The sequence below is a fragment of the Streptomyces sp. NPDC052299 genome (assembly GCF_040679335.1).
Lineage (GTDB): Bacteria > Actinomycetota > Actinomycetes > Streptomycetales > Streptomycetaceae > Streptomyces.
Genome location: NZ_JBFAUP010000024.1, coordinates 1 through 15,207, shown reverse-complemented (window position 1 = coordinate 15,207; position 15,207 = coordinate 1). Strand labels below are relative to the sequence as shown.

General features: G+C 72.3%; 11 protein-coding genes, 1 pseudogene and 1 riboswitch. Of the genes and pseudogenes, 5 read left to right on the top strand and 7 right to left on the bottom strand.

All coding sequences use genetic code 11. From position 1 onward, the window contains the following. Positions 1-157 precede the first annotated feature (157 nt). On the top strand, positions 158-1,426 hold the full coding sequence (locus tag AB0L33_RS30635; RefSeq protein WP_365686597.1) for a phospholipase D-like domain-containing protein: 1,269 nt from the start codon (positions 158-160) through the stop codon (positions 1,424-1,426). Between the two features lie 25 nt (positions 1,427-1,451). On the opposite strand, the gene AB0L33_RS30630 is transcribed toward AB0L33_RS30635, so the two are convergent. Genes AB0L33_RS30630 through AB0L33_RS30620 form a run of 3 tightly spaced genes read right to left on the bottom strand, consistent with a single transcriptional unit; the run spans position 1,452 to position 4,667 of the window. Beyond that, positions 1,452-2,084, bottom strand: a complete 633-nt coding sequence (locus tag AB0L33_RS30630) for an isochorismatase family protein (RefSeq protein WP_365686596.1) — start codon at positions 2,082-2,084, stop codon at positions 1,452-1,454. 32 nt (positions 2,085-2,116) lie between these two features. Continuing rightward, positions 2,117-3,775, bottom strand: coding sequence for a (2,3-dihydroxybenzoyl)adenylate synthase (locus AB0L33_RS30625; RefSeq protein WP_365686595.1), 1,659 nt, complete (start codon positions 3,773-3,775; stop codon positions 2,117-2,119). Positions 3,776-3,827: 52 nt separating this feature from the next. Further along, entirely contained in the window at positions 3,828-4,667 is an 840-nt protein-coding gene (locus AB0L33_RS30620) for a 2,3-dihydro-2,3-dihydroxybenzoate dehydrogenase (RefSeq protein WP_365686594.1), read from the bottom strand. Between the two features lie 424 nt (positions 4,668-5,091). Then, positions 5,092-5,276: riboswitch (cyclic di-AMP (ydaO/yuaA leader) on the top strand. Positions 5,277-5,279: 3 nt separating this feature from the next. On the opposite strand from AB0L33_RS30620, the gene AB0L33_RS30615 reads away from it, so the two are divergent. The 3 genes from AB0L33_RS30615 to AB0L33_RS30605 all read left to right on the top strand — a co-directional run bounded on the left by AB0L33_RS30615 (position 5,280) and on the right by AB0L33_RS30605 (position 9,124). Beyond that, complete coding sequence (locus AB0L33_RS30615) at positions 5,280-6,146, top strand: transglycosylase SLT domain-containing protein (RefSeq protein ID WP_365686592.1); 867 nt, start codon at positions 5,280-5,282, stop codon at positions 6,144-6,146. A gap of 168 nt (positions 6,147-6,314) precedes the next feature. Then, the gene (locus tag AB0L33_RS30610) at positions 6,315-6,503 is read left to right on the top strand and encodes an antitoxin (RefSeq protein ID WP_365686591.1); all 189 of its coding nucleotides are present in this window, start codon (positions 6,315-6,317) and stop codon (positions 6,501-6,503) included. Between the two features lie 116 nt (positions 6,504-6,619). Continuing rightward, entirely contained in the window at positions 6,620-9,124 is a 2,505-nt protein-coding gene (locus AB0L33_RS30605) for a SpoIIE family protein phosphatase (protein WP_365686589.1), read from the top strand. Positions 9,125-9,143: 19 nt separating this feature from the next. On the opposite strand, the gene AB0L33_RS30600 is transcribed toward AB0L33_RS30605, so the two are convergent. The 3 genes from AB0L33_RS30600 to AB0L33_RS30590 form a co-directional block, all read right to left on the bottom strand. Further along, positions 9,144-9,941, bottom strand: a complete 798-nt coding sequence (locus AB0L33_RS30600; RefSeq protein ID WP_365686588.1) for an alpha/beta fold hydrolase — start codon at positions 9,939-9,941, stop codon at positions 9,144-9,146. A 44-nt stretch (positions 9,942-9,985) separates the two neighbouring features. Further along, positions 9,986-11,308: a geranylgeranyl reductase family protein gene (locus AB0L33_RS30595; protein WP_365686587.1), complete on the bottom strand. Its 1,323-nt coding sequence runs from the start codon at positions 11,306-11,308 to the stop codon at positions 9,986-9,988. Positions 11,309-11,451: 143 nt separating this feature from the next. Further along, positions 11,452-11,937, bottom strand: coding sequence for a potassium channel family protein (locus AB0L33_RS30590; protein ID WP_365686585.1), 486 nt, complete (start codon positions 11,935-11,937; stop codon positions 11,452-11,454). 342 nt (positions 11,938-12,279) lie between these two features. Between AB0L33_RS30590 and AB0L33_RS30585 the strand changes: the two genes are divergently transcribed. Further along, on the top strand, positions 12,280-14,880 hold the full coding sequence (locus tag AB0L33_RS30585; RefSeq protein ID WP_365686677.1) for a SpoIIE family protein phosphatase: 2,601 nt from the start codon (positions 12,280-12,282) through the stop codon (positions 14,878-14,880). A gap of 78 nt (positions 14,881-14,958) precedes the next feature. Here the strand turns inward: AB0L33_RS30585 and AB0L33_RS30580 are convergent. Continuing rightward, positions 14,959-15,207 (bottom strand): annotated as a pseudogene (locus AB0L33_RS30580) (coagulation factor 5/8 type domain-containing protein); the annotation flags it as partial.

Sequence of the window (15,207 nt, the reverse complement as noted above, 5' to 3'; positions counted from 1 at the left end):
ATCCCGGAGCGGAACGCCCAACCGCTGACCGAGTGGTTATCAAGCGGCCTTCCCAGCCGCCTGATCCTCTGACAAGATCCTGCCACCGCGCGGCGAATGCCGAGACCTACGGCGTACGCGCCGGACGCGGGCCGTCGCTCATCACCAGGGAGAACCCGTGTCGCGTGCACGATGGGTCAAGGGCGGAAGCACCGTTGCGGCGCTGTCCCTCGCACTGCTCACCACCGGCACTCCGGCCGTCGCCGCGGCCGAGCAGTCCAGGCCCCTCTTCAACAACCCGCTGGGCACCGTCGACGAGCAGCAGGTGATCCGCACCCAGCTCCTCCGGTACATCGCCGGCAGCCCGGCCGGTTCCTCCATCAAGGTGGCGCTCTACCACTTCTGGGACCAGGAGGTGGCGCAGGCTCTCGCCGACGCGCACACCGAGCGCGGGGTGTCCGTACAGATCGTCCTCGACGAATCGTCCGTCAGCGACCGCCCGACCGACGGAAGTTACGGGGTGCTGAAGCAGGCGCTGGGCGACAGCACCCAGGAGGGCTCCTTCGTCACCCTGTGTCCGCCCGGCAAGTCCTGTTTGGGGCGTCCCGAGTTCGGCACGTCCATCAACCACAACAAGTTCTGGCTGTTCTCACAGGTGGACGGGGCGGCCGACGTGGTGGTGCAGACGTCGTCCAACCTTTCGCCTTCGGCCTACAGCGCTTTCTGGAACGACGCGTACGTGCTGACGTACAACCCCGGCGCCTACAACGCCTACAGTTCCCACTTCGACCAGATGGTCGGCAAGAACTGGTCCGCCTGGACGTATACCAGTGCCTCCTTCTCGCCGTACAAGGTGTATTTCTTCCCGTACTACCCGGGCACGGGCAACAGCACGGACACCATCTGGAACACGCTCGACAACGTCACGTGCAACTACACGGCTTCGGACGGAACGGCGAAGCACACAAAAATTCGTGTGGGCATGTTCAAATTCACCCGTCAGGGCGTCGCGGACAAACTGGTCGCGATGAAGAAGGCCGGCTGTTCGGTGGAGCTCGTGTACACCGAGACGGACAGCGCCGACAGCTCCGCCGACGGCGCCACCCCCGGCACCTGGGAGACGTTGCACTCGGTCGCCGGTTTCACCCCGGTCTGCTACAACGACGACCACGACGGCAAGACCTCCACCAGCAACCGGATCATCCACTCGAAGTACCTGCTCATCGACGGCAAGTACGACGGCAGCGTCAAGCGGGTCATGTGGACCGGCAGCCACAACTACTCGGGCCCGGCGCTCCGGGAGAACGACGAAGCACTGCTGAAGATCGACATCGCCTCGGTGCACGACGCCTACGTGGCGAACTTCAACACGGTCAAGGCGGCCGCCCAGCCCGGCACCGCCGACAACACCCCGGGTTGTAAGGGCGTGGTCAACCAGCCCGAGTGACGCCGGCCGGGCCGGGCGCGGGCCGTCACAGGTCCTTCAGCAGCGCCTCCGTCGTCGTCACGACCGCGCAGCGGCCGGCCGCCCAGCGCAGTGCCATGTCGTGGTCCTCGCGCGAGAAGTCCGCGACCGCGTCGGCCACCACGAACGCCTGGATGTCGCGCATCCACGCGTCGGCCGCGCTCATCAGCACACCGATGTGCGCGTAGACACCGGTGATCACCAGCTGGTCGCGGCCGTCGTCGCGGATGAGGGATTCCAGCCCGGTGCGGACGAACGCGCTGTACTTCCACTTGGTGAGCACCGTGTCACCCGGCGCGGGCGCCACCTCGGCCGGCGACGCAAGGGCCTCCGGGTCGTCCGCCATCCCCGGTCCCCAGAAGTCCAGCTGGAGACCGCGCTCCTCGGCGCTCTGGCCGCCGCGCTGCGCCGAGTGCACCACCGGGATTCCGGCGCGGCGGGCGGCCCCGGTCACCCGGGCGGTGTTCGCGAGCATGCCGGTCAGCGGCTCCTCGCCGGGGCGGTACGCGCGCAGGAAGTGGTTCTGGAGATCGTGGACGAGCAGCACCGCGCGTGCCGGATCGACGGTCCACGCGACCCGGTTCGCCGGGAGTTCGCCGGGGCCCGGCAGGGGATAGGGGGCGATGGCGGGAAGTGCCATGAGGGAACCTTTCGGTGCCGCGCGCGGCGGACTCAGCTCTGTACGGGGGGAGTTGACGTGGAGGCGGGAGCCGCGTCCGTGCGCAGGCCCTTCTTGCTGACCTTGCCGATCCCCGTCTGCGGGAATGCGTCCACGAATTCGACGAGGTCGGGCACCTTGTACGCGGCGATTCCGCGTGCGCGTACGTGCCGCTTGACGGCGAGCGCCCCGGGCGGTTCGGCGCCCTCGCGCAGGATCACGTACGCCAGGGTGCGTTCACCGAGATACGGGTCGGCCACACCGACCACCGACACGTCGTGCACCGAGGGGTGGGCGAGGATGATGTTCTCGATCTCCTCCGGCGCCACCTTCTCGCCGCCCCGGTTGATCTGGTCCTTCGCCCGTCCCTCCACCACGAGATGGCCGCTCGGGGTGCGGCGCACGATGTCGCCCGTCCGGTAGAACCCGTCCTCGGTGAACGCGGTCCTGTTGTGCTCGGGCGCGCGCCAGTAGCCCCGGATCGTGTACGGGCCCCGGGTGAGCAGATGCCCGAACTGCCCGTCGGGGACCTCCTGTCCGGCGTCGTCCACGATGCGGATCTCGTCGTCCTCGGAGATCGGCCGGCCCTGGGTGGTGACCACGGTCTCGTGGTCGTCGTCGAGCCGGGTGTAGTTGACCAGGCCCTCCGCCATGCCGAAGACCTGCATCAGCCGGCAGCCCAGCGCCGGTTCGAGGCGCCGGGCGGCCGTCTCGCTGTACTTGGCGCCACCGACCAGGATCAGCTCCAGGCTCGACAGGTCCTGTCGCGCCGAGGCGGCCGCGTCCGTCCACACCAGGGCGAGCGGCGGCACCATCCCCGTCATGGTGACGCGTTCCCGCTCGATGACCGGGAACGCGGTGGCCGGGTCGGGGCCCGGGCACAGGACGACGGTACCGCCCGCGTACAGCGTGCCGAGCCAGCCGGGCGAGCTCATCGGGAAGTTGTGCGCGGCGGGCAGGACCACCAGGAAGCGGGTGTCCGCGTCGACGCCGCAGATCTCGTTGGATCCGCGCAGCGAGTAGATGTAGTCGTCGTGCGTACGGGGGATGAGCTTGGGCACCCCCGTGGTGCCGCCGGAGAGCTGGAGGAAGGCCAGGTCGTGCGGCCCGGGCCCGTCCTCCGGTTCCCCGGCCGCGTCGCACGGCACGTCGGACAGGGCGGTGTGCTCGCCCGGGTCGCCGACGACGAACACGTGCCTGAGGGTGGGCGCCTGCTCCCGTACGGCCGTGGCCAGCGCGCGGTGGTCGAATCCGGCGTGCCGGTCCGGGATGACGTAGGCGACGGCTTCGGCGAAGGAGCAGAAGTAGCCGATCTCCGTCTCGCGGTGGGCGGGCAGCGCGTAGACGGGGAGCGCGCCGATCCGGAAGAGGGCGAAGACGACCTCGGCGAACTCGGCGATGTTGGGCAGCTGGACGACGACCCGGTCGCCCTTGGCTATCCCGCGCGCCCGGAAGCCGGCCGCCAGCCGGGCCGCGCGCTCGTCCAGCTCCCGGTAGGTCCAGGCGCGGCGCTCCGGTGCGGGGTCGATCAGCGCGACCCGGTCGCCGTGGGACTCGGCTCGTTCGCGCAGCATGCTCGTGAAGGTCTCGCCGCGCCAGTGCCCGGCCGCGCGGTAGCGGGCTGCGAACTCCGCGGGCCAGGTCGGGGCGTCGTCGTACGGTGAGGCAGTCATCGTTTCAGGTCTCCAGGGGGAGGGCCGTTTTCGGGGGCACCGGGCGGCCGGGTCAGGCGCGCAGGGTGGCGCCACCGTCGACGTACAGGTCGTGCAGGGTGATGTGGCGGGCCCGGTCGGACACGAGGAAGGCGACCGCCTCGGCGATGTCCGACGGTTCGGCGATCCTGCCCAGCGGGATGCCGGTGCGGAAGCTCGCCAGGTCTCCGGCTATGACGCGCCGGGCGGCGGGCCCGTGGTCGTCGCCCGCCTCATCGGCCGGCCACATTCCGCGCTGCATGTCGGTGAGCGTGGAGCCGGGCGAGACGGTGTTGCAGCGGACGCCCCGGGGGGCCAGTTCCAGGCCGAGGCACTTGGTGAACATGACGGATGCGGCCTTGGACGCGGCGTACGCCGCCATGGCCGTGCGGGGGATGCCGGCGGCGTTGGACGCGACGGTGACGATGCTGCCGGCGCCCCGGTCCGCCATCCGGCGCGCGACGGACCGCGAGACGTGGAACACCCCGTCGGTGTTGACGGCGAACGTCGCCCGCCAGTCCTCGTCGGTGAGCTCGATGACGGGTGAACAGCGCAGTATCCCGGCGACGTTGACCGCGATGTCGAGGGGGCCGAACTCCTCCTCCGCCTCGGCGACCAGGGCCTCGACGGCCGCCGCGTCCGTGACGTCCAGCTGCCGGGCCACGACGCTCCCGTCGTGCTCCCGGGCGAGGGCGTCGACGCCCTCCGGGGCGGCGTCGGTCGCCAGGACCCGGCAGCCGCGCGCGACGAGGGCCCGCACGACCGCCTCGCCGATGCCGCGTCCGGCTCCCGTCACGAGGGCCAGCCGGCCGGTGAGCTCCTTTTCGGCGGGGTCGACGGGACGACGGGAAGAGGAGGCGGAATGCGGCGCCATGGTTCAGGGGTCTCCCTATGACGGTGCGAACGGGGACAGCGACACTTAGGTAAGCCTAACCATAGGGTGATCACGGGGGCGAGGGGGTCGGAACCCGTGATCCCGCCCGGTCGCGGGCCGGCTCGTGTCCTATTTGCACCTTTATGAGTAAAAGGTCAATTGAGGGCGATCTGGGCAGGTTTGATGCTGTCAGATGCGCCTAAAACGGACGAACATCTTCATTTCGGTCTCAGTGGGCAGCGTCACGTCGGCCGTTTCTGACGCGCAATCCGATCTCCCGGTTCCCAGTCGTGCCAAGAAATTTGACTTCCTCCGGCGCGGGCGATCATGAGCATTTCCTTTGATGGATCTTGCAAAACAATTGTGATCAGCAATTCCGGGCTTGTTCCGCTCGTCGTTTCTCGCTTACGGTCCCTTCACCAATCCGGATGGAACGCCGAATCCTGCCGCCGTCCGGGAACCCGACCACTCACGTACGGCAGGAGCGGGGGACCCAGGTTTGCCGCCGGTCCGGAATCCGGAGCGGCTAGGGGTGAAGTCGCCATGCGCGACCGGACATCTCCAGTCCGAACCCGACAGCTCACCTCGCAGGCGACGGAGAGGAAATACGCCATGCCCATCCCGGGTAAGCACCGTCGTGCCAAGTCCGCGTCCCTGACCCGCGGTTTCATCGCCGTCAGCGCGGGCGGAGCCGTTCTCGCGCTCCCCCTGATCGCGGCCGGATCGGCCTCCGCCGCCCCCGCCAAGACCGTCGTCGCCGAAAAGGCTTCGGCCCCGACTTCCGTCGCCGGCAAGGAAATTGCCGTGCGCAAGGCCGCGCCCACCACCTATTCCGTGGTGTCCGGCGATTCGCTTTACAAGATCGCTCAGGGGCATTCCCTCAGCGGCGGCTGGGAGCGGCTGTACAAGGACAACCGCGGTGCCGTCGGGAGCAACCCCGACCTCATTCACCCGGGCCTGAAGCTCACCATCGGCGCCAAGTCCGAGGCCGCCGCCCCGAAGGCCGCCGAGAAGAGCACCTTCAAGGCGGAGACCGCCCAGAAGAACGGCGACACCGCCCCCCGGGCCGAGAGCGCCGACCGCGCGGACCGCTCCGAGCGCACCGTCGTCCCGGTCGCCGCCGAGAAGCCCGCCGAGACCCAGGCGGCCGTCACGTACACCGACGACCTCGACGGCTGGATCAAGGAATCCCTGGCGATCATGGCGCAGCAGGGCATCCCCGGCAGCTACGACGGCATCTACCGCAACATCATGCGGGAGTCCTCGGGCAACCCGATGGCGATCAACAACTGGGACATCAACGCCGTCAACGGCACGCCCTCCAAGGGTCTGCTCCAGGTGATCCAGCCCACCTTCGACGCCTACCACGTGCCCGGCACGTCGATGGACATCTACGACCCGGTCGCCAACATCACGGCCGCGTGCAACTACGCCGCCGCCACGTACGGCTCGATGGACAACGTCTTCGGCGCGTACTGACCGGACCGGCCCCGCGCTCGGGGCGGGGCCGTGAGCAGGGGTGGGAAGAAGCGGAAGCGCTTCTTCCCACCCCTTCCGCTTGCGCGGCGCCAGGACCGTCCGTCCCGGAATGCGGGGGCCCGGCGGGGCGGGGATGCTGGAACGGTCAGCGTCTCTAGGAGGTCAGTCATGGGCATGCTCGACAAGATCAAGGACATGATCAAGGGGCATCCGGACCAGGCCCGCCAGGGAGTCGAGAAGGGGGGCGACTACGTCGACAAGAAGACCGGCGGCAAGTACGGCGGCCAGGTCGACTCGGCTCAGCAGAAGATGAACGACCAGCTCGGCGACCGCCGCCCGCCCGACGAGGGCCGGTAGGCGCTCGCACGGACCGCGAGGGAGCGGTGGCCACCACGATCGTGGTGGCCACCGCTCCCGCACGTCCGGGGCCGCTCCGACGTGCCGCACCGGCCGCCCGGGAGCATGCTGGCTGTGTGACCTGGCACGGCGCGGCCGGGCGGGTGCCGTCGGGCCCGAACGACGGCCCGCCCGGAGGAGCGGAGAACGGCCGGGCGCCGGACGACCTGTCCCTGGTGCTCGCCCAGTCCGTCGTGAACGCCACCGAGGCGGTCGGCGGCCGGGCCGGCGGGATCTACCTCCCTTCGCGCACCCCCGGGCTGCTCCGGCTCGCCGTCCTCGCCGGACTCCCCGGCCCCCTGTTCCGCCCCTGGTGGCGGATGCACGTGAACCGGCCGTTCCCGATCGCGGAGGCGTTCCGCACCGGCAGCCCGGTGTATCTCGCCGACGCGGAGGACGCCATGCGGCGCTTCCCGCAGCTGATGGCCGGACTCCCGTTCCCCTTCCGCTCCCTGTACGTGCCGGTGCTGCGCCGCCGCGAACCGGTCGGCGTCCTCGTCGTCCTGTGCGGTGTGACGGACGACGAGCCGGCGCCCGGTGCCGACCGGGAACGGCTCCGGCGCATCGCCCGCGACCTCGCCGCCGAACTGGCCGGCCTCGCGGACGCCGGCACCCGGCCCGAGTGGGAGGGCGAGCCGCTTCCCGTACAGCTGCCCGCCAGGACCTCGCCGCCCGTGCGCATCGGCCGCTTCGACTGGAACCTCGCCACCGGCGCCGTGGACGCGGACGACGAGCTCGCCTCGATCCTCGGCACCGGAGACGGCCGCTTCCCCGGCACCATCGAGGCCCTGGCCGCCCGGCTCGCCCCGGAGGACGTCCACGGCCTCTGGGCGCTGGCCCGGCAGGCGGCGGGGTCCGCCGGTCCCGTCGTACGCCGGATGCGGCTGCGCGGCCCGGACGGGCGCTCCCACCTGCTGGAGGTGTCCGGGCGCCGGCAGGACGAGGAGGGGCCCGGCGGGCACCTGACCGGCTTCCTGGTGGACCTGGGCATCGGCCCGGTCGTCGCCGAGGCCGCCGACCGGCTGCCGCGCGGCATCATCTCGCTGGACCGCTTCGCCCGGATCACCTACGTCAACCCGCTCGCAGAGGAGATGCTCGGCCGGCCCCGTGCCGCCCTGGTCGGCCAGGTGCTCTGGGAGGCGGTGCCCTGGTTCGCGAACCCGGCGTACGAAGACCACTACCGGGCCGCGATGATCTCCGACGCCCCGGTCCACTTCCGCGCCCGCCGCGACCCGCCCCCCTGGCTCTCCATCTCCCTGTATCCCGGGCACGACGGCCTGACCGCCGTCCTCACGCCCACCGACACGCCCGCCTACACCCCGGACTCGGTCGTCTCTCCCGGACTGGGGCTCGGCTCACCGGCCGACCGGTCGGCCGCCCTCTACCGGCCGGTCGCCCTCGCCATCGCGCTCACCGAGGCCGTCACCGCCCGGCAGGTCTCCCGCGTGGTCACCGAGGAACTGCTCCCCGCCTTCGGCGGCCGGCAACTGGCGATCTACCTGCTCAAGGAGGGCCACCTCTACCTGGAGTGGGAGACCGGCTTCCCGCAGGGCTTCCTCGACCGGTTCGACGCGGTCGGCCTGGACGCCCGCATCCCCGGCGTGGAAACGCTCACCACCGGGCGCCCGATCTTCTTCGAGTCGATGCAGCGCCTCGCCGCCGCCTATCCGGGCATCCCCATGGACGCCGACGTCGGCGCCCGCGCCTTCCTCCCGCTCATCGCCTCCGGACGGCTGGTCGGTTCCTGCATCCTCGGCTTCGACCAGCCGCGCGGCTTCAGCCCGGAGGAGCGTACGGTTCTGACCGCCCTGGCCGGCCTCATCGCCCAGGCCCTCGAGCGGGCCCAGCGCTACGACACCGAGGCCGCCCTCGCCCGCGGCCTCCAGGACGCCCTGCTGCCGCACCGGCTGCCCGCCGTCCGCGGCATCGACACCCAGGGCCGCTACCTCGCCGGCACCCAGGGCATGGACGTCGGCGGCGACTGGTACGACGTGATCGAGACCCGGGGCCGCCTCGCCCTCGTCATCGGGGACGTGCAGGGTCACGGCGTGGCCGCCGCCGCGACCATGGGCCAGCTCCGCAGCGCCGTACGGGCGTTCGCGCTCAGCGGCCACGACCCCCAGGAGGTCATGAGCGGCACCAACCGCCTGCTCATCGACCTGGACACCGGCCAGTTCGCCAGTTGCTGCTACATCGTGACGGACCCGGCCACCGGCCGGACGCACGCCGTGCGCGCCGGGCACCCCCAGCCCGTCCTGCGCCACCCCGACGGCACCGCCGAGGTCATGGAGCTCCCCGGCGGCATCGTCCTGGGCATCGACGCCGAGGCCCGCTATCCCGTCACCGAACTGCACCTCGACCCCGGCGCCACGCTCGCCCTGTACACCGACGGCCTGGTCGAGCAGGCGGGCATCGACATCGACGTCGGGGTCGAGCGGCTGCGCACCACCCTGGCGAGCGGGGGCGCGGCCCCGCTCGCCGACACCGCCGGCCACATCATCAGCCGGGCCCGCCAGGCCGCGGACCGGCCCGACGACATCGCCCTGCTCCTCGCGGCCCGGTGGGCCGGGGACGACGTCTGACCAGCTTCTCCCGACGGGGTCAGTTGCCGAGCGGCCCCCGCGCCGGGGCGGCGGACAGGGAAACGGCCAGCTCCGCGACGACCGGCAGCCGGTCGTTCAGGAAGAAGTGGCCGCCCGGCAGAACCCGCATCGCGAACGGGCCCGTGGTCGTCTCCCGCCACGCCCCCACGTCCTCCGGCGTCACCTCCGGGTCCCGGTCCCCGGTGAGGGCGACGACCGGGCACGACAGGAGACCGCCGCCCGGCACGTACCCCGCGACGGCCGCGTAGTCGGCGCGCAACGCCGGCAGGATCACGTCGAGAAGTTCCGGATCGGCCAGCACCGCCGGGTCCGTGCCGCCGAGCTCGCGGACCCGGGCCAGCAGCGCCTCGTCCGTCTCCGGCCAGCCCGATCCCAGGCGCGAGGGCGCTCGCCGGCCGGACACGATCAGCGCCGCCGCCCCCTGGCCCGGGACGGAGGACAGCCGCAGCGCCACCTCGTGGGCGAGCGAGGCGCCCATGCTGTGCCCGAGGAGGACGCGCGGCCCCGCCGGGGCCGGGCCGGCCGCCAGGGCCTCGGCGATCAGGTCGGCGAGCCGGTGCAGATCGTCGAGCGGCGCCTCCCGGTAGCGGTCCTGCCGGCCCGGGTACTGCACGGCACGCAGGTCCAGCGCGTGCCGCACGGCGTCGGCCAGCGGGCGCCAGAACCCCGCCGCGCCGCCCGCGTGCGGGAAGCACACCAGCTCGGCGCGGGCGCCCTTGGGGTGGTAGCGGCGCAGCCAGGTCTCCGGACGCGCGCCCGCTCCCCGGCCGGCCACTTCGGTCTCTTGCTTGTGCATGAATCGCCTTCGGTTCTCACGTCTGGTGTGCGGGGCCCACGGGATCAGCGACGCCGCGCGCCCGGCGCGGGCACCAGGCGTACCGCCGTGTTCAGAAGATGGTCGATCGCGTCGCGCGAGGGGTGCTCCGTGAGGTTGGTGAGCAGCCGGGCCAGCGTGTTGAGCAGCGCCGGCGAGCCCATCACGTACCGGTTCAGCACCGGCTGGAATCCCGACCGGCTGAAGACCAGATCGGCCGCCGTGTTGCCGAGCCGGTAGTAGCGGCCCCAGCGCCGGTTCATCTCGGTGGGGTAGTGGCGCAGCGCGCGCTCCCGCCTCGGCCCCGGCGGCAGTGCCAGCGCGAGCGCCGTCGTCTCCGCGGCGACCTCGCCCGCCTCCATCGCCTGCCCGATGCCCTCGCCGTTCCACGGGCTCACCATGCCCCCGGAGTCCCCGACGAGCAGCAGCCCCCGGGTGTACAGCGGATGGCGGTTGAAGCCCAGCGGCAGGGCGGCGCTGCGCACGGGCCCCTCGGCGTTCTCCTCCCGCAGCCCCCACTCCTCGGGCGTACGGGCGAGCCACCGGTCCAGCGTCGCCCGCAGGTCCGCGCTGCCGTGCCGGCGGTGGGGGAGCGCGCCCAGGCCGACGTTCACCCGGCCGTCCCCCATCGGGAAGATCCAGCCGTACCCGGGCAGGAAGGCGTCGCTCCTCGGGAAGCGGAGGTCCGCCCACAGCTCCAGGAAGTCCTCCCGGGAACGCTCCGGGCTGCGGTAGTAGCGCCGGGCGGCCGTCGCGATCTGCCGCCTGGCGTCCCGCTCGAGACCCATCGCCAGGGCGATCCGCGCCGAGGCACCGTCGGCGGCGATCACGACGGGGGCCCGGTGCACCACCGTGCCCGCCCCGGACACCGCCGACACCCCGGTGATCCGCCCGGCCCGGTCGGTCACCGGCTCCTTCACCTTCACCCCGGTACGCAGCCGGGCACCGGCCGCGACGGCGTGCCGGGCCAGGATGTCGTCGAAGTCGTGCCGGCTGCGGGTGAGCCCGAAGTCCGGGAAACCGCCCAGCGCCGGCCAGTCGATCTCCACCTGCCGGGGCCCCGCCACCCAGCGCATCCCCCGCGACCGGGTCCAGCCCGGGGCCTGGATGTCGACGCCCATGCGGATCAACTGGTGCACCGCGCGCGGAGTCAGGCCGTCGCCGCACACCTTCTCGCGCGGGAAGCGGGACTTCTCCAGGAGCAGCACATCGACGCCCGCTCTCGCGAGGTGGTAGGCGGCGGACGAACCGGCCGGACCCGCGCCGACCACGATGACCTGCGCCTCCTCGGCCGCGCCGTGAGCGGTCTCCTCGTCCGGCGGCGGCTGCTCTGCACGCGTCTCCCGCATGGGGCTCCTCTCCTCGTTCGGCACCGCCGACGGGACGACGGCCCTGTACACCGACATCCTGCCGGTTTCCCGGGCCCCCCGGGGCGGGTGATCGAAAAAGGGCTGCCCGGCCCGGGGCCGTTCACACCCGGACCGCCCGCCGCTCAGTCCGGCGGCCTGTGCCCCGAGTCCGCGAGCAGCCGCTCGATGCGGTCGAAGCGCTCGTGCAGCAACTGCTCCGTCTCGTCCCGCATCCGGCGCGCGGCGTGCCCGGCCTCGGCGGCCAGCCGGTGACGGCGCCGCTGCTCGTGTCCGACGAACCAGGTCGCGAGCGCGGCCGTGACCATCCCGTACGTCGTGATGCCGACGCCCATCACGACGGCGGCCACGAGCCGCCCCCACAGCGTCACCGGGAAGAGGTCCCCGTAACCGACGGTCGTCGCGGTCTCCACGGACCACCACAGCGCCCGCGGATAGGACGTGATCGTGGCGTCGGGCCCGTGCCGCTCCGCCAGGACCACCAGCCAGGAACCGGCCAGCATCGTCACGGCGAGCAGCACCGTCGCCCAGCCCGCCGCCTTCAGATGCAGCGAGCGGTTCTCCCGGCCGAGCAGCAGCTCGACCGCCTTGGTCAGGAACACAGGCACCATTTCCGGATCATCGGACGACCACACCGCCGCCGGCGCCCGGGCACGCGCCCGCCACCCGCGCGTCACCCGATCGCGCCCGGCCCGGCCCGCCAGGGGCGCGGGCCGGTCCCGCACACCGATCGCCCTGCGACGATCCGTGTTAAACCTGGACATGTGGGTGGCACAGGTCGGTTCCGGGCGAAATTTCACCGCTCCGCCCGGCGTCCGCAGCGACACGGCGGCGGCCGCCCGGGCGGCCGAGCGCCCGCGCCCTCGAAGCAGCCGCGCGACCGGGCCTCCCGGGGGCGCGGCCTGATCTCCCTGTTCAGCGTGCGCACCGTCGCCGGACAGTTCTTCGTCCTCATGCTCGGCATCGTCATCCTGCTCGACGCCGCCGCGGTCGTCGCCCTGGTCGTGCAGGGCCGCCGTGACAGCATGAGCGCGGCGCGCGCCCAGTCGCTGAGCGTCGCACAGACCTTCGCCCACGCCCCGGGCGTGGCGGCGGCGCTCGACAGCGAGGACCCCACGGCCGTCCTCCAGCCGCGTGCCGAGGAGATCCGGCAGAGCACCGGCGTCGAGTACGTCATCGTGGCCGGCTCCAACGGCATCCGGTACACGCACCGGGACATCGCGCTCATCGGCAAGAAGATCCCCGCCCCCTACAGGGAAGCGCTCAAGGGCGAGGCCGTGACCCGCACCCTCTCGGCGAGCCGGGGCAGAGCGGTCGCCTCGGCGGTGCCCGTCGAGCGCAGGGACGGCTCCGTGGCCGGACTGGTGGCGGTCGGCATCAGGGTCGAGGCCGTCAACCGGCTGGCGTATCCGAGCGTTCCGCTGACCATCGGCGCCGGGGTCACCGCCCTCGCCCTCACCGTGGCCGGCGCCGCCCTGGTCAGCCGTCGGCTCAGCCGCCAGACGCGCGGCCTCGGCCCGACCGAGATGACCCGGATGTACGAACACCACGACGCCGTCCTGCACGCGGTGCGCGAGGGCGTCCTCATCATCGGCGCCGACCACCGGCTGCTCCTCGCCAACGACGAGGCCCGGCGCCTGCTCGATCTCCCGCCGGACGCCGAGGGCCGCGCGGTGACAGACCTCGGGCTCGACTCCGGCACCGCGGAACTGCTGGCCTCCGGGCAGGTCGCCACAGACGAGCTGCGGCCCGCCGGGGACCGGCTGCTCGCCGTCAACCTCCGCCCCACCGAGGAGCGCGGCGGCCAGCCCGGCATGGTCGCCACCCTCCGCGACACCACCGAACTGCGGGCCCTCACCGGCCGCGCGGAGACCGTACGCGAACGGCTGACGCTCCTCTACCGCGCGGGCGCCCTGATCGGGACCACCCTCGACGTCACCACCACCGCCCAGGAACTCGCGGACGTCGCCGTCCCCGGATTCGCCGACGCCGTCACGGTCGACCTGGCCGACGCCGTCCTGCGCGGTGCCGAGCCGAGACCGCCCGCCGGCGACACCCTGGAACTCCGCCGCACCGCCCTCCGCACCCCCGCCGAGGACCACCCGCTCTTCCCGGCCGGCCGCGTCATCGGCTACCGGCCGACCACCGCCGAGGGCCTGGGCACCGGCGTCGGACACACCTGGATCGTCTCCGACCTGGCCTCCTCCGGGCAGTGGCGCGAGGCCGAACCGGAACAGGCCGACCGCATCGTGGAACACGGCTACCACTCACTGCTCTCCGTTCCGCTGCGCGCCCGCGGCGTCATCCTGGGCGTCGCCAACTTCTGGCGCGCGCACAACGAGGTCCCCTTCGATTTGGACGACCTCTCCTTCGCCGAGGAACTGGTGGCCCGCGCCGCGGTCAGCGTCGACAACGCCCGGCGCTACACCCGCGAGCACGAGATGGCCGTCACCCTTCAGCGCAGCCTCCTCCCGCGCGGCCTGCCGGAGCAGAACGCCCTGGACGTCGCCTACCGCTACCTGCCGGCGCAGGCGGGCGTGGGCGGCGACTGGTTCGACGTGATCCCGCTCTCCGGCGCCCGGGTCGCCCTCGTCGTCGGCGACGTCGTCGGGCACGGGCTGCACGCGGCGGCCACCATGGGCCGGCTGCGCACGACGGTCCTCAACTTCTCCACGCTCGACCTGGCCCCCGACGAACTCCTCGGCCACCTGGACGAGCTGGTGGTCAGGATGGACCAGGACGAGGAGTCGGGCGGCGGCGCGATCACCGGTGCCACCTGCCTGTACGCGATCTACGACGCCGTGTCCGGCCGCTGCACGGTCGCCAGGGCCGGCCACCCCGGGCCCGCCCTCGTGCTGCCCGACGGCACGGTCGTCTTCCCGGAGATCCCGGCCGGACTGCCCCTCGGGATCGGCGGCATGCCCTTCGAGATGACCGAGCTGGACGTCCCCGAGGGCAGCCGCCTCGTCCTGTACACGGACGGGCTGGTGGAGCGCCGTGACCGGGACATCGACGACGGCATGGACCTGCTGCGCCGCTCACTGGCCGACCGCGACCGCACCCCCGAGGAGACCTGCGACGACGTGCTGGAGGCCATGCTGCCCAGCCGCCCGGGCGACGACGTGGCCCTGCTGGTCGCCCGGACCCGCATCCTGGACCCGTCCCGGCGCGTCCAGTGGGACGTGCCCCCGGACCCCGCCGCGGTCGCCGGCATCCGTAGGCAGGCCATGCGCTGGCTCTCCGACCGGGGCCTGGACGAGGAGGGCTTCGTCACCGAGCTCATCCTGAGCGAACTCGTCACCAACGCCATCCGCTACGGCTCCGAGCCCATCACGGTCCGGCTGCTCCACGACCGGGCCCTGACCTGCGAGGTGTCGGACTGCAGCAGCACCTCCCCGCACCTGCGCTACGCCACCACGACGGACGAGGGCGGCCGGGGCCTCTTCCTCGTCGCCCAGTTCGCGGAGCGCTGGGGGGCCAGGTACACCGACCGGGGCAAGGTCATCTGGTCCGAGCAGACACTCGGCGGCCCGCCGCCGTCCGGGCTGCTGTAGGCGACGGACGCGGGGCCCGGCAGTCTGCCGGGCCCCGCGCCGCTTCACCTCGGGTGCCTCATGTCCTGCGCGTCCCCGTCAGGGGTAGGACACCACGTTCGACGGCACGGTCGAGGTCCCGGAGGTCGGGGCTCCGGTGTCGTTGATGACGTGGTTGTACTGGCCCTGGCCGCCGAGCGAGACGACGAGCAGGTCGTGGAACTTCACGCCGGCCTTGACCGGGGCCTCGAAGCCGTGGTCCTGGCGGATGCTGGGGTCGACGTTGAAGTAGCAGTAGCTGCCGAGTCCCCAGCCCTCGTGGGTGTTGACCGAGTCGTCCACCTTGTA

What these genes read in the sequence shown, in the direction of transcription:
- AB0L33_RS30600 (WP_365686588.1), bottom strand. Translation starts at nt 9,941, where the DNA reads ATGCACAAGCAAGAGACCGAAGTGGCCGGCCGGGGAGCGGGCGCGCGT.
- AB0L33_RS30630 (WP_365686596.1), bottom strand. Translation starts at nt 2,084, where the DNA reads ATGGCACTTCCCGCCATCGCCCCCTATCCCCTGCCGGGCCCCGGCGAA.
- AB0L33_RS30590 (WP_365686585.1), bottom strand. Translation starts at nt 11,937, where the DNA reads ATGGTGCCTGTGTTCCTGACCAAGGCGGTCGAGCTGCTGCTCGGCCGG.
- AB0L33_RS30625 (WP_365686595.1), bottom strand. Translation starts at nt 3,775, where the DNA reads ATGACTGCCTCACCGTACGACGACGCCCCGACCTGGCCCGCGGAGTTC.
- AB0L33_RS30615 (WP_365686592.1), top strand. Translation starts at nt 5,280, where the DNA reads ATGCCCATCCCGGGTAAGCACCGTCGTGCCAAGTCCGCGTCCCTGACC.
- AB0L33_RS30585 (WP_365686677.1), top strand. Translation starts at nt 12,280, where the DNA reads ATGCTCGGCATCGTCATCCTGCTCGACGCCGCCGCGGTCGTCGCCCTG.
- AB0L33_RS30595 (WP_365686587.1), bottom strand. Translation starts at nt 11,308, where the DNA reads ATGCGGGAGACGCGTGCAGAGCAGCCGCCGCCGGACGAGGAGACCGCT.
- AB0L33_RS30610 (WP_365686591.1), top strand. Translation starts at nt 6,315, where the DNA reads ATGGGCATGCTCGACAAGATCAAGGACATGATCAAGGGGCATCCGGAC.
- AB0L33_RS30620 (WP_365686594.1), bottom strand. Translation starts at nt 4,667, where the DNA reads ATGGCGCCGCATTCCGCCTCCTCTTCCCGTCGTCCCGTCGACCCCGCC.